This window comes from Pseudomonas sp. microsymbiont 2, assembly GCF_054788395.1.
Map to the genome: position 1 here is coordinate 2,691,714 of NZ_CM139112.1, position 13,025 is coordinate 2,704,738.

10 protein-coding genes are annotated in these 13,025 nt (G+C 66.4%); 8 read left to right on the top strand and 2 right to left on the bottom strand.

Features of this window, described 5'->3' with window-relative positions:
* Positions 1 to 169 precede the first annotated feature (169 nt).
* The gene (locus ACYUME_RS12195; RefSeq protein ID WP_460419048.1) at positions 170 to 844 is read left to right on the top strand and encodes a hypothetical protein; all 675 of its coding nucleotides are present in this window, start codon (positions 170 to 172) and stop codon (positions 842 to 844) included.
* A 568-nt stretch (positions 845 to 1,412) separates the two neighbouring features.
* Positions 1,413 to 3,185 (top strand): hypothetical protein, encoded by a 1,773-nt coding sequence (locus tag ACYUME_RS12200; RefSeq protein WP_460419049.1) that lies wholly within the window; start codon positions 1,413 to 1,415, stop codon positions 3,183 to 3,185.
* Between the two features lie 21 nt (positions 3,186 to 3,206).
* Here the strand turns inward: ACYUME_RS12200 and ACYUME_RS12205 are convergent, their stop codons facing one another.
* Together ACYUME_RS12205 and mrdA are read right to left on the bottom strand one after the other, a co-directional pair.
* Entirely contained in the window at positions 3,207 to 3,884 is a 678-nt protein-coding gene (locus ACYUME_RS12205; protein WP_460419050.1) for a class I SAM-dependent methyltransferase, read from the bottom strand.
* Positions 3,885 to 4,099: 215 nt separating this feature from the next.
* Positions 4,100 to 5,992 (bottom strand): penicillin-binding protein 2, encoded by a 1,893-nt coding sequence (gene mrdA / locus ACYUME_RS12210; protein WP_279886059.1) that lies wholly within the window; start codon positions 5,990 to 5,992, stop codon positions 4,100 to 4,102.
* A gap of 235 nt (positions 5,993 to 6,227) precedes the next feature.
* Here mrdA and ACYUME_RS12215 point away from each other — a divergent pair, with 235 nt between their 5' ends.
* The 6 genes from ACYUME_RS12215 (at position 6,228) to ACYUME_RS12240 (ending at position 12,915) form a co-directional block, all read left to right on the top strand.
* Entirely contained in the window at positions 6,228 to 6,953 is a 726-nt protein-coding gene (locus ACYUME_RS12215; RefSeq protein WP_279886056.1) for a response regulator transcription factor, read from the top strand.
* A complete protein-coding gene (locus ACYUME_RS12220; protein WP_460419052.1) occupies positions 6,950 to 8,287 on the top strand; it encodes a sensor histidine kinase in 1,338 nt (445 codons plus the stop codon). The genes ACYUME_RS12215 and ACYUME_RS12220 overlap by 4 nt, the downstream gene beginning before the upstream one ends.
* A gap of 143 nt (positions 8,288 to 8,430) precedes the next feature.
* Positions 8,431 to 10,650, top strand: a complete 2,220-nt coding sequence (locus tag ACYUME_RS12225; protein ID WP_460419054.1) for a TonB-dependent siderophore receptor — start codon at positions 8,431 to 8,433, stop codon at positions 10,648 to 10,650.
* Positions 10,651 to 10,789: 139 nt separating this feature from the next.
* On the top strand, positions 10,790 to 11,050 hold the full coding sequence (locus tag ACYUME_RS12230) for a DUF3649 domain-containing protein (RefSeq protein WP_460419345.1): 261 nt from the start codon (positions 10,790 to 10,792) through the stop codon (positions 11,048 to 11,050).
* Positions 11,047 to 12,579 carry a PepSY-associated TM helix domain-containing protein gene (locus tag ACYUME_RS12235; protein WP_460419055.1) on the top strand — a complete coding sequence of 511 codons (1,533 nt, stop codon included), beginning with the start codon at positions 11,047 to 11,049 and terminating at the stop codon, positions 12,577 to 12,579. The genes ACYUME_RS12230 and ACYUME_RS12235 overlap by 4 nt, the downstream gene beginning before the upstream one ends.
* The gene (locus ACYUME_RS12240; RefSeq protein ID WP_460419057.1) at positions 12,580 to 12,915 is read left to right on the top strand and encodes a DUF3325 domain-containing protein; all 336 of its coding nucleotides are present in this window, start codon (positions 12,580 to 12,582) and stop codon (positions 12,913 to 12,915) included.
* Positions 12,916 to 13,025 lie beyond the last annotated feature (110 nt).

Consider the following 13,025-nt stretch of genomic DNA (forward strand, 5'->3'; position numbering starts at 1 on the left):
TCGCCAGGCGACAAGCACAGGGAACCTGATACCCATTGTGTTGCCTGGGTAGAAGCATCCCTATGACCTGATGCCTGGGAGCGCTGGCGGAGGAGGGCGGTAGCACTTCCCGCTGCTTGGGAAGGCTGCGTGGCGGTGCAATGCCACCACCTTGAACAGGAGATTTGTCATGCATCACACGCATTACCGTCGCCTTGCGACATGCTGTTTTCCGGGCCTGATCTGGGCCTTTCTGATATCACCCGGTGCGAGCGCAGGGGCGACCGAATCGTCCGACCAGGCGCTGCAACAGCGCATGACATTGTGCCAAAGCCGTCTTGATGGTCTGGAACGACTGATGATCGAGCGCATCGAAAGCGCCGAACACCGTCTGGGCGGGCAATTGCAGAGTCGCCCCGAACTGGAGCGGCAGGCGCGCATGGCCCAGCGCAAGCTGCAGGAGGCGCGAGCGTTGTACGGTGATCCACCGTCCAGGCCGGAGCATCGCCTTTACATCCAGGGTTTGCAGAGTGAGATCGTCAACCTGCGGCGTGTGCTGGGCATCATTGAAGATGACGAGCGCACGGTAACGGTTGTCAGGCCGTACCTGAGAGCGACGCTGGAGCGTCGGCAAGACAACGCGCAGCGGCTGGACGATTTCGATTATGCCGTTCAGGAATGCGGCAGTTGGCCCAGAGACATCGGCCAATGCCATGCGCAGAATGTGCAGCCGTTGCGCAAGCCCCTGAACGGTGCTCTGTCGGCCAGCCACAGGCTGCTTTACGACGCTTGGCCAGCGCTGCGCAATCAGCAGGTCCGTTACCCCAGTTCCTGGGAGAACGACTGCGTCTTGTCCTCGCGCTGAATGACGCGCGCCGTCAATCCGCTCCCAATTCCATGTTTTTCAAGGTGTTCGCCGTTAGAGGTGCAGCGCCTATCAGATCGAGCGCCGCCCGCGCGGCGCATCGCGACGCAAGGCCGCTCCTACATTTGTTGCAACGTGCCGAACCTGTGAGGCCATGGTTGCCCGCCTTGGTGCATGCCTCAAGTCAGGCGAGGCGCCAGCAGTGCCCACCTTGATACCGCGTCGTACCAACAAGGCGGACCAGGTAATGGCACAGGAGAGACTGGCCCGAAACAAATGTAGGAGCGGCCTTGCGTCGCGATGCGCCGCGCGGGCGGCGCTCGATCTGATAGGCGCTGCACCTCTAACGGCGAACACCTTGAGGCCCTCGCTCGGTCAACAGCCCCGCGCCAAAAAATCTTGAAAGGCATGGCCCTGAGGGCGGGCGACTGCCTACGTACAGCGGGATCGTTTCCTGCTTAAGCGCCCGGATGAATCCGCACATTGTCTGCGCAACAAGACAAGCAGGGCGTTTCCTGCCGACTTGTGGGCAATAGCGAACCCCTCTCGACAAAAAAGGATTCATCGCATGTCTGAAATCATTTCGTTCACCAATCGCAATGTTCTGCTGGAGGATCGGATCGCCGAGCAGACCTCGGCCCTGACCGAGGCAACCCCCCTGCAATTGCCAGGCGTGCATTCGCCCCTGGTGGCCAGTTTCAAGACGAAGATCGAAGGCAACTACGACATCAGCCGCGCCAAGACCGATACCGATCACGCCATCGAACTGCTGTACATCGCCTACAACACCACGCCCCAGGAGCAAGGCGCCATCCGGGTTCGCATCTCCAGCATCATGCACCGGTTGATCCGCGCGCAGCAGGACAGTGAGCGCAGCATCAACGGCGCCGTGCGGGTGGCTCGGACCATTGGTAATCGACTGCGTTCGGCGCTGCCGGACTGGCTGGATGTGAAGGAGGAAAACGACGGTGAGCAAATCAAGTGGTTCGTCAGCCGCGACTTGCTCGAGCTGGCGGTGGACATCGCCCAGGCCGCCGGCGGCGTGCGCGGCAGCCTGACCAGCATCGTCGAGGCATACGAGCAGATCCTGCGCGATATCGAAGAGGTCATGGCCAGCAGCGAGATCGCCCTGAGCGAAACGATCGAGGCCAATCGTCTGATCAAGGAGGAGATTCGCCAGGCCAGTGCCCGGCGTGCCGAACTGGACAGCCTGGTCACCTCCTTGCAGGAACAGGTCGACCTGTTCGACAGGCGCGCGCGCGACTACGGCCGGCAAGCCAAGAGCGCAGAACAGAAGTCGTTCTGGGCATCGCTGCTCAAGTCGGTCACCCAGGTGCTGTCCGCTGTCGTGCCACTCGCCGCGATGGGCGCCTCCGGCGGTGGTTCGGCATTGCTCGGCGCCGCCAGCGTCGGTACCGTGGCGGGCCAGAACAGTGCCGCCAATGACCCGGCCAAACTGGTGGAAAAGTCCAATCTGGAATCTCGCCGCACCACCCAGGCGAGTGCCGTGTCTGCCCTGCAACGCACCGTTGCCGAACTGGAAACGCAGCGTGCCGCCGCCACCAGCGACCTGGCACGGGAAGAACTGGACAGGCGCCTCGAGCAGGTGCGTGGCGATCTGCGCGAGGCGCAGGCGCAGCTCGCCGCGCTCGAGGAGCGGCTGGGCGGATTGTTGCGCGAGCTGTCCAGCGTGGCTGGCGATGCGAGCCAGCAGTTGCGCGAGCAGGCCATGTCGCTGCGCCAACTGGAGCGTCAGATGCTGGAAAACGTCGAACGCTACGAGGGCGTGAAGCGCGAGCAGGCCGCGGAGCTGGCACGTATCACGGTCTTGCTCGATGGCCAGCGTAGCGAGCAGCAGAGCATCGAACTGGCGGTCAAGTCGCTGAACCTGAGCGTGGCCGCGCTCAAGCGCAGCAAGGAAATCGTCGAGGAGATCGCGTTCTTCTTCAAATCCTTCGCCGACTTCCTGCAACTGGTCATCGACGAGGCGCTCGAGCGTGTGGAGGACTACGAGCGCGCAGGCAACAGCGAGTCGCTACGGCGCAACCGCCTGGCGCAACTGGTAAGCGCCACCGACCAGTTCTTCGTGACCCAGGCCGCCGAATGGCTGGCGGTGGGCGCCGTCTCGCAAGCCTTCGCGCAGGTCTTCAACGACGGCTGGAGCAAGCTGAACAAGCTGTCGGGCGACTACATCACCGGTGACAAGCTGGAGGCCTACCTGGCGCAGGCCTCGCATCAGCTCAAGGTGATCGTCGAGGACCGCGAAGCCGCCAGCGCCCAGCGCCTGGCGTCGTTGAGCAGTTACCGCGAGGAACTGGAGCGCCGGGCTGCCGAGGCCTGACCGGCGAGGTGGCCTATCTGCTCATTCGGGCAGGTAGGCCACCCAGCCTTTGAAGGTGAAACCGGCATAGAACAGCGCGATGCCTTCGAAGCCTGCCTGGCGCAGGATTGCCTCGTCCTGCTCGGCCGCAATCAACGGCAAGCGGCTGGCGATGGCGTTGATCGCGCTGCGTGCCTGCTCACGGGGGATCCCGCTGCTTTCGGCGAAAGCGGCATAGCGCTGCAGCCAGCGGGTCTTGTCCGGTTCGTCCTGTGGGAAGCTGTGGTGCGCGACCACCAGCGGGGCGCCGGGCTTGAGGCGCCGCGCCAGTTGTTCGAGGGTGTGCAGGCGCTGTTCGGCATCGAGAAAGTGCAGGGTCAGCAAGCAGGTGGCACCGTCATGACGCCGTTCGGGCGCACTGTCGATGTAGCCCTCGTGCAGCACGGCGCGGGGGGCCAGCTCGCCCAAGGTCTGACGGGCCAGGGCGAGCATCTCGGCGGACGGATCGACCCCAAGGAAGCGCCAGCCAGGGTGGGCCTGGGCGAAGGCCTTGAGCTCCAGCCCGCCACCGGCGCCGAGCACCAGCACCTGACCGTCGTCGGGGACCTTTTCGGCCAACAGCAGGGTGGCCATGCGTTGCAGGTCGAGAAAACCCGGGACCTGACGCACAGGGCCTTCGGCGTAGCGGGCAACGGCTTGCGGGTCGGAGAAAGTCGACATGAGGCGCTCCAGCGGGGGGATGGCGAAGCATACCTTGCATACGCCTTCCATGGCGTGGGGCAAACCGCGGTGAGGCAAGCGACGCGATGCCAAGCGCCTCCTACAGGTTGGCGTAGTACCTGTGGGAGCGGCTTCAGCCGCGAACACCGGCTTAGCCGGTGCCAAGCACCGCAGGGGCTGCTTGGGCGGGTGAACCCGCTCCAATGGCGGCGCTTTCAGGTATGCGGAACGGCCTTGGCCGGCGCGGCGCCTGCATACTGCGCCTTCAGATGCCCTTGATCGTCCAGCAGGTACGCATCCATCACTTCGCGCACCACCGGCCCGGCCACCCGGCCACCGGCCTCGCCGTTCTCGATCATCACCGCCACCACCACCGCTGGATGTTCGGCTGGGGCGAAGCCGACGAACAGGGCGTTGTCGCGGTGGCGCTCGAGGGTCTTGTCGCGGTTGTAGCGCTCGCCCTGCTTGATCGCCACCACCTGCGCCGTGCCGCTCTTGCCGGCGATGCGGTACTGGGCGCCGGCCGCCGAAGCGCGGGCGATGCCGCGCGGGTCGTGCATGACCATCTGCATGCCCTGGCTGACCTGGTCCCAGGCGTGGCGGTCGTGCAGCACGATGTCCGGCATCGGGTGCGGGTCGGCCGGCGCCTGGCCGCCGACGGTGAGCGCCAGGTGCGGGCGGTGCCACGCGCCCTTGCTGGCCAGCAGGCTGGTGGCCTGGGCCAGTTGCAGCGGGGTGACCTGCATGTAGCCCTGGCCGATGCCGAGGATCAGCGTCTCGCCGGGGAACCAGGCCTGGCGGCGGGTCGCGCGTTTCCACGCCTGGGATGGCATCAGCCCAGGCGCTTCCTCGAACATGTCCAGCGAGACTTTCTGGCCCAGGCCGAACGCGGCCATGTAGTCGTGCAGTCGATCGATGCCCAGCTTGTGCGCCAGGTCGTAGAAGTAGGTGTCGTTGGAGCGCATGATCGCGCTGTACATGTCCACCCAGCCATCGCCGCTGCGGTTCCAGTTGCGGTACTTGTGGTCGTAGTTGGGCAGCTCGTAGTAGCCGGGGTCGAAGACCCGGCTGCCCGGGGTGATCACGCCGCTGTCGAGGCCGGCGATCGCCACCTCGGGCTTGACCGTCGAACCTGGCGCGTACAGGCCGCGCAGCACGCGGTTGAACAGGGGCCGGTCGATGGAGTCGCGCAGTGCCGAGTATTGTTTGTAGCTGATGCCCTTGACGAACAGGTTGGGGTCGAATGCCGGGTTGCTGACCATCGCCAGTACATCGCCGTTGGCCGGGTCGAGCACCACCACCGCGCCGCGCCGGTCGCCCAGGGCCTTCTCGGCGGCTTGCTGCAGGTGGGCGTCCAGGCTCAGCACGATGTCCTTGCCCGGCACCGGGTCGTGGTGGTTGAGCACGCGCATCACCCGGCCCTGGGCGTTGGTTTCGACTTCCTCGTAGCCTACCTGCCCATGCAGTTCGTTTTCGTAGAAGCGCTCGATACCGGTCTTGCCGATCGACTGGGTGCCGCGGTACGCGGTGCTGTCGAGGGTCTTGGCTTCTTTCTCGTTGATGCGCCCGACGTAACCCACCGAGTGGGCGAAGTGCTCGGCCAGGGGGTACTCGCGAATGAACTGCGGCTCGACGTCCAGGCCGGGCAGGCGGAACTGGTTGACCGCGATCAGGGCGATCTGCTCTTCGCTCAGACCGACCAGCAGGGTCACCGGCTCGAACGGCTTGCGCCCACGGCGCAGGTCCTTGTCGAACTGGTGGCGGTCGTCCTCGGACAAGCCGAGAATCTGCGCCAGGCTGTCGAGCACCCTGGTCGAGTCGCCGGCGCGCTCGCGGGTCATGGTCAGGTTGAAACTGGGCTTGTTGTCGGCCAGCACCACGCCGTTGCGATCAAAGATCAGGCCGCGTTCGGGCGGGATCGGCAGCACGTGCACGCGGTTGTTTTCCGAGACCGCGCTCTGCTGGTCGTGTTGCAGCACCTGCAACACATAGAGCCGGCCCACCAGCACCGCCACCAGGCTCATGACCAGCGCGGCGCAGGCCAGCAACCGGCGGTTGACCAGGTGCTTTTCCTTTTCGTGGTCCTTGAGGGGGATGGGCTGGGGCATGGCTGATCGCAATGGTACGGGTGGGGGGGCGTGATGCTACGCGGGCGGGCAGGGGGGCTCAAGGCAGGCCCCGGCGCGCGCTGTCGGTGGCGCGCCGACGGCCCCGCTGCCAGGGGGCTGGCGGCGATCATGAAGTTTCCTTCATGTGGCGCGCCTTGGCACTGCGATTTGTGGCGCGGCGCCGGGTTTGTCAGAATGCGCGACAAGCAATCATTATCATTCGCAGAGTCAACCCATGCAGCCGGCGCCCGTCCCATCCTCTACCGTTCGCATTCTCGCCATCGAGGACGATCCTGTCCTGTCGGCCCATATCGGCAGCCATCTGGGCGAGCGCGGCTTCGCGGTGACCGTGCGCCATGGCGCCAGCGATGTCGCCGAGCTGCTGCGCGAGGGCGGTTTCGACCTGGTCCTGCTGGATATCCTGCTGCCCGACAGCAACGGCCTGGAGATTCTCGTGGAGCTGCGTCGCCGACAGCGTGTGCCGGTGATCCTGATGTCGGCGCTGGGCGCCGAGCAGGACCGCATCGTCGGCTTCAGTCAGGGCGCCGACGATTACCTGCCCAAGCCCTTCAGCATGGCGGAGATGGATGTGCGCATCGACGCGTTGCTGCGCCGGGTTGCCTACGAGCGCCAGGACCCGGTTGGCCACGAAGCGCTTGGCCGGGCCCTGGACCTGAGTTTCGACCCGCTGCGCGGCGATGTCTGCCATCGGCAGCGCTGGGCCGGATTGACCGGTTGCGAATACCGCATCCTCGAGACCCTGCTGCATGCGCCAGAAGAGGTGCTGAGCAAGACCTTCCTCTACCAGCAGGCGCTGAACCGGGCGTACTCGATCCATGACCGCAGCCTGGACATGCATGTCAGCCATATCCGCCGCAAGTTGCAGCTGATCGGCTACAGCACGGCTCGGGTGGAGACCGTGCGCGGCACCGGCTACGTGCTCAAGCGCGTGCAGCCATGAGGCTGCCCGACCGCCATTCGCTGTTCTGGACATTGCTGGGTGGCATCGCCTTGCTCAGCCTGCTGATCATCAGCCTGCACGTGGACGTCAGCCAGCGCCTGGACATGGCCACTTCCACCCTTGGCGAAGCCGCGCGAAAGGAGTTGTCCGAATACGGCCTGCAGGCCGAACAGGCCTGGGAGGAGGACGGGGAGGGCGGCGTCGACCGCTTTCTCGCCAACCTGACGACCGGCGAAGGTGTCTGGGCCGTGGTGGTCGGGCCTCATGACAGGTCGTTGTCGTCACGCCCCTTGCGCGGGCGTGAGCGCAAGAAGCTCCATTTCATCCGCTCGCTGGACTGGTCGGTGGGGCGGCCCGGTGGCACGCCGACCTTCTACGTGCCGTTCGCGCGCAGCGACGCGCAACTGGTGATGGACCTGCCGGCGCGGCTCAACCCGCGCCAGTACAACCATCTGTGGCGTGCCTTGCTGGAGCGGGTGCTGCCCGCCGGCCTGGCGCTGGGGCTGGGCGTGCTGTTGTTTCGCCGGGTCATCGCGCCGCTGGCGGTGCTGCGTCGCCAGGCCATCGCCCTGAGTGCCGGCGACCTGTCCGCCCGGGTCGGTGGCCAGCTGACCCGACGTCGCGACGAGCTGGGCGAACTGGCGGGGGCGTTCGACCATATGGCCGCTCGGCTGGAAAACACCGTGGCGTTCCAGCGCCAGTTGCTGCGCGACCTGTCCCATGAGCTGCGCACGCCGCTCAGCCGCCTGCGTGTCACCGGCGAGCGCGAGCAGGACAACGACGCGTTGCGCCAGCGCCTGGAGCGGGAGGTCCAGGGCATGGAGCGGCTGATCAACGACACCCTGGAACTGGTCTGGCTGGACACCGAGCGTCCGCTGCTGCCGTTGGCGCCGGTGGATGTGGGGCGGCTGTGGGAGGTGCTGTGCGAAGACGTCTGCTACGAGCGCGGCTGGCCCGTCGAGCAACTGCGCAACGCCTTGCCGGCCGGGTGCACGGTGCTCGGTCATCTCAACAGCCTGGCCCAGGCCCTGGAGAACCTGCTGCGCAATGCCGTGCGCCATTCGCCGCCGGGGGGCGTGGTCACCCTGGGCGGGCGGTGCGAGGGCCAGACCTGGCAGGTATGGATCGAGGACCAGGGGCCGGGCGTCGACCCCGAACAGCTGGAAAGCATCTTCCAGCCTTTCACCCGGCTCAATGCCGCGCGCCCCGGCGGCGATGGTTTCGGCCTGGGCCTGTCGATCGCGCGCAGCGTCACGCAACTGCAGGGCGGCGAGGTCTGGGCGCAGAACCGCGAGCCAGGTTTGCGGGTCACGCTGAGGCTGAGAAGTGTATAGATTGTAAAAAAGATTTACTCTCAAATGAGAATATATAGCATTCGTGCTCGTCCCGTGCTGACTTCGGGGCGCGCCGGATAGCGTCACCGCGTCATCCTCGCGCGCCTGATCCGCACAGCCCTCAACGCGCAAGGAGTGTTTCGATGCAGCCCCGATTCAAGCTCAACCATCTCTGCCTGGCCCTGCTGGCCGCGTCGCCCGCCACGCTGTGGGCCGCCACCGAGGCCCGTGACGGCGAGGTGCTGGAGTTGACTGACACCCATGTGGTGGCCAGCGCCGAGCAGGAGCTCAAGCAGGCATCGGGCGTTTCGATCATCAGCGCCGAGGACATCAAGAAGCGCCCACCGGTCAACGACCTGTCCGAAATCATCCGCAAGATGCCGGGCGTCAACCTGACCGGCAACGGCGCCAGCGGCTCGCGCGGCAACAACCGGCAGATCGACCTGCGCGGCATGGGGCCGGAGAACACCCTGATCCTGATCGACGGCAAGCCGGTGACCTCGCGCAACGCGGTGCGCTATACCCGTGCCGGCGAGCGCGACACCCGCGGTGACAGCAACTGGGTGCCGGCCGACCAGGTCGAGAGCATCGAGGTGCTGCGCGGTCCGGCGGCGGCCCGTTATGGCTCCGGTTCCATGGGCGGGGTGGTGAACATCATCACCAAGCGCCCGACCCAGGAAATGACCGGCAGCATTACCGCGTTCACCAACCTGCCCGAGGACGATGCCGAGGGCATGACCAAGCGCACCACCTTCAGCCTTGCCGGCCCGCTGACCGATGCGCTGACCTTCCGCGTCTACGGCAACCTGAACAAGACCGACGCCGACGACGCCGATATCAACCAGGGTCATACCAACACTGCCATCGGCTCGTCGCTGGCCGCTGGCCGTGAAGGCGTGCGCAACAAGGACATCAACGCGCTGGTGAGCTGGGCGCTGGACAACCAGCAGACGCTCGATTTCGAGACCGGCTTCAGCCGCCAGGGCAATATCTACACCGGCGATGTCGGCACCGGCGGCACCGATTCGCTGGTGCCCGGCACGGTCGTCAACGGCTGGCTGGGGCGCGAGACCAATACCATGTACCGCCAGGACTTCTCCGTCACCCACCGTGGCGACTGGGACTTCGGCACCTCGCGGGTGCTGGCGCAGTACGAGAAGACCCGCAACAACCGCCTGTTGGAGGGGTTGTCGGGTAGCGCCGACGGCGATATCAGCGGCAACGAGAAAGCCACCAGCACCTACGACAGCTACCTGGTCCAGGGCCAGGTGGACCTGCCGCTGGAGCTGTTGCGTCCGCAGACCCTGACCCTCGGCGCCGAGTGGAACTACCAGGAGCTCGACGACCCCAGCACCTTGAACCGCACCGTGGGCACCACGCTGCCAGCTTCCGCCGCTGGCGCGCGCCCCACCGACATGGACGCCACCATCATGGCGCTGTATGCCGAGGACAATATCGAGCTGACGCCGAACTGGTTCCTCACCCCGGGCCTGCGCCTGGATCACCACGATCAGTTCGGCGCCAACTGGAGCCCGAGCCTGAACACCTCGTACAAGCTCACCGAGGACGTCACCCTCAAGGCCGGTATCGCCCGCGCGTTCAAGGCGCCGAACCTGTACCAGTCCAACCCCAACTACCTGTACCGCAGCAACGGCAACGGCTGCGCGCCGAGCCTCAATTCCAATGGCTGCTACGTGCTCGGCAACGCCGACCTCGATCCGGAGATCAGCGTCAACAAGGAGCTGGGCGTGAGCTTCGCCCGCGATGGTTGGAGCGCCAGCCTGACCTACTTCCGCAACGACTACGACAACAAGATCGTCTCGGCCAACGACGTGACCGGGCGCACCGCCAACAACGAGGCGATCCTGCGCTGGGACAACGCCCAGGACGCGGTGGTCAAGGGTTGGGAAGGTAGTATCGGCGTGCCGCTGCTGGGCGAGGCCGGCGAGGTGCTGAGCTGGAACACCAACTTCACCTACATGGACGCCAACGAGGACAGCGACGGCAACCCGCTGTCGGTGGTGCCGGAGTACACGGTCAACACCATGCTCGACTGGCAGGTGACCCAGGCGCTGTCGCTGAGCTTGACCGGGACCTATTACGGCAAGCAGGAACCGCGACGCTTCAACCCGACGCGCGAGGTCAACGTCAGCGCGCAGAACGAGCTCAAGACCCTCGACCCGTACCACATCTGGGGTGTCGGCGGCACCTACCAGCTGAACAAGAACCTGTCGTTCGGCGCGGGTATCAGCAACCTGTTCGACAAGCGCGTGTACCGCGAAGGCTCGGGTACCAGCGCCGGCGCCGCCACCTACAACGAGCCGGGGCGCGCGTTCTATGCGTCGGTGACCACTTCGTTCTGATCACCAGCGGGGCTGCGGCGCAGCCTATTCGCGGGCAAGCCCGCTCCCACGAACCATGTGGGAGCGGGCTTGCCCGCGAATGGGCGCAAGGCGCCCCCGAGGATTGCAAACCGTGAAATCCACACACCGCTCCTGGCCCATGCTCTCGCGCATCGTCGCCGCCGTGTTCGGCGGCTATGCCTTCACCTACGCCTTCACCGCCGCGCTGGCCCGGCTGCTGCCGCTGGAGCAGGTGGACGCGCTGATCGTCGCCACCGTGCTGTCATTTGCCGTCTACACCGGCGCGATCCTCTGGGCCTTCGCCTGCCGAAGCGCCAGGCGCGCCTGGGCCGGCCTGGCCCTGGGCGTGCCGCTGGCGCTGATCGGCTTCTGGCCGCAACTGATGGAGCGCCTGGCATGAAAGCCCGAACCATCACCCAATCGCTGTCGTGGCTGCACACCTGGAGCGGGCTGCTGCTCGGCTGGGTGCTGTTCGCGATTTTCCTCACCGGCACCCTCGCGGTGTTCGACAAGGAAATCGACGGCTGGATGCGTCCGGAGATCCCGGCTCATGCCCAGAGTCCGGCACAGGCCGCGCAGACGGCCCTGGACTACCTGCAAGCCAGGCATCCCGAGGCGCGGACCTGGAACATCGGCCTGCCCACCGAGCGCTCGCCGACGCTCAGCGTGTCCACCGGCGAGCAGCGCCGCGGCGGCGGCCTGGCGCTGGACCCTGAAACCGGCGAGCCGCTGGCGGTGCGCGAGACGGCGGGGGGCAGCTTCTTCTTCCGTTTTCACTTCACCCTCGACCTGCCGCGCACCTTGGGTATCTGGGTGGTGGGCCTGGCCGCCATGGCGATGCTGGCAGCGCTGGTCAGCGGCATCGTCATCCACAAGAAGTTCTTCAAGGAGTTCTTCACCTTCCGCCCGGCCAAGGGCCAGCGCTCCTGGCTGGACGCGCACAACGCCACGGGCGTGCTGGTGCTGCCATTCCACCTGATGATCACCTACACCGGACTGGTGATCTTCTACCTGATCTACATGCCGGCGGCGTCCGATGCGCTGTTCGACGGCGATCGCGATGCGCTCACCCGCGCCTTGCGTGGCGTGCCGACGCAACAGCACGCCACGCAAGGCCGCCAGCCCCGGCAGGTGGCGGTCGAGGCGGCGCCGCTGACGGCCTTGGCGCCGCTGCTGGCCGAGGCCGAGCGCCAGCTGGGGCCGGTGGCCAGCCTGTCGATCCACAACCCTGGGCGCGGCGATGCACGGATCGAGGCACGCCCGCTGCTGGGCAATCGCATCGAGCTGACCAAAGGCCAGAGCATGCTGTTCGACGGCGTGAGCGGCCAGGTGCTGCGGGCGCCGCCCGAGAGCCGGCCGAGCCTGCTCACGCAGCGGGTCATGGCGGGCATGCATTTCGCCCAGTTCGGTGGCTATGCGATGCGTTGGCTGTACTTCGTCTGCGGCCTGGCCAGTTGCGCGATGATCGCCACCGGGCTGGTGCTGTTCACCGTCAAGCGCCGGCGTCGGCATGATGGCGAGGGGCGGCTGGGCGCGGTGCTGTATCACGTCGCCGAACGGGTCAATGTCAGCGCGATGGCCGGCCTGGCCGTGGCCTGCGCGGGCCTGCTGTGGGCCAACCGCCTGTTGCCGGTGGGGCTGGAGCAACGCGCTGGCTGGGAGGTGCGGGTGTTCTTCCTGGCCTGGCTGGCGACCCTGGCGCATGCCAGCCTGCGCCCCTGGCGGCGGGCCTGGCAGGAACAGCTCTGGCTGGGCGCGCTGCTGTGCCTGGGGCTGGCGTTGCTGAACCTGGTCACGCCGAGTCGCGGGGCTCATCCGTGGCTGGAAATCACGGCCCTGGTCATCGGCATGCTGTTGGCCGGGTGTGCCTGGAAGCTCGGGCGGCCGGCCATGGCGCGGCCAGTGCGTGTTCGTGCGGAGGTCAACTGAATGAACCTGGCGATATCCAGCGGGTTGCTGCTGGCCTACGGCGGCATGCTCGCCTTGTGCATGGGCCTGGAGCGGCATTACAAGCAGGCCTGGGGGCGTTTGCCGCCGCGCTGGCTGCGTCGCGGCTTGCGGGCACTGGGCTGGCTGGCGCTGGCAGCCAGCTTCGCCGCCAGTGTCATGGCCTGGGGTTGGGCGATGGGGCCTATCGGCGGGCTTGGGCTGGTCTCGCTGGCGGGGCTGGCCCTGGTGCTGCTGCTGCCTTACCAGCCGAGGCTGGCGGCGGGCGTCGCCGTGGCGGGCTGGCCGTTGCTGGGGCTGGCCGCGCTGCTGTCCTGAGGCGCTTTGCGCATTTGCCATCCGTGTGGCGGCTCTCCATACTCCGCTATGTCGCGCCGACCACACGACCCCGCGTCCTTGCACAAGGTTGGCCGATAAACCGTGCTGTT

Excerpts from the sequence above, each read along its gene's own strand:
- ACYUME_RS12195 (WP_460419048.1), top strand. The coding sequence starts at position 170 with ATGCATCACACGCATTACCGTCGCCTTGCGACATGCTGTTTTCCGGGC.
- ACYUME_RS12200 (WP_460419049.1), top strand. The coding sequence starts at position 1,413 with ATGTCTGAAATCATTTCGTTCACCAATCGCAATGTTCTGCTGGAGGAT.
- ACYUME_RS12205 (WP_460419050.1), bottom strand. The coding sequence starts at position 3,884 with ATGTCGACTTTCTCCGACCCGCAAGCCGTTGCCCGCTACGCCGAAGGC.
- mrdA (WP_279886059.1), bottom strand. The coding sequence starts at position 5,992 with ATGCCCCAGCCCATCCCCCTCAAGGACCACGAAAAGGAAAAGCACCTG.
- ACYUME_RS12215 (WP_279886056.1), top strand. The coding sequence starts at position 6,228 with ATGCAGCCGGCGCCCGTCCCATCCTCTACCGTTCGCATTCTCGCCATC.
- ACYUME_RS12220 (WP_460419052.1), top strand. The coding sequence starts at position 6,950 with ATGAGGCTGCCCGACCGCCATTCGCTGTTCTGGACATTGCTGGGTGGC.
- ACYUME_RS12225 (WP_460419054.1), top strand. The coding sequence starts at position 8,431 with ATGCAGCCCCGATTCAAGCTCAACCATCTCTGCCTGGCCCTGCTGGCC.
- ACYUME_RS12230 (WP_460419345.1), top strand. The coding sequence starts at position 10,790 with ATGCTCTCGCGCATCGTCGCCGCCGTGTTCGGCGGCTATGCCTTCACC.
- ACYUME_RS12235 (WP_460419055.1), top strand. The coding sequence starts at position 11,047 with ATGAAAGCCCGAACCATCACCCAATCGCTGTCGTGGCTGCACACCTGG.
- ACYUME_RS12240 (WP_460419057.1), top strand. The coding sequence starts at position 12,580 with ATGAACCTGGCGATATCCAGCGGGTTGCTGCTGGCCTACGGCGGCATG.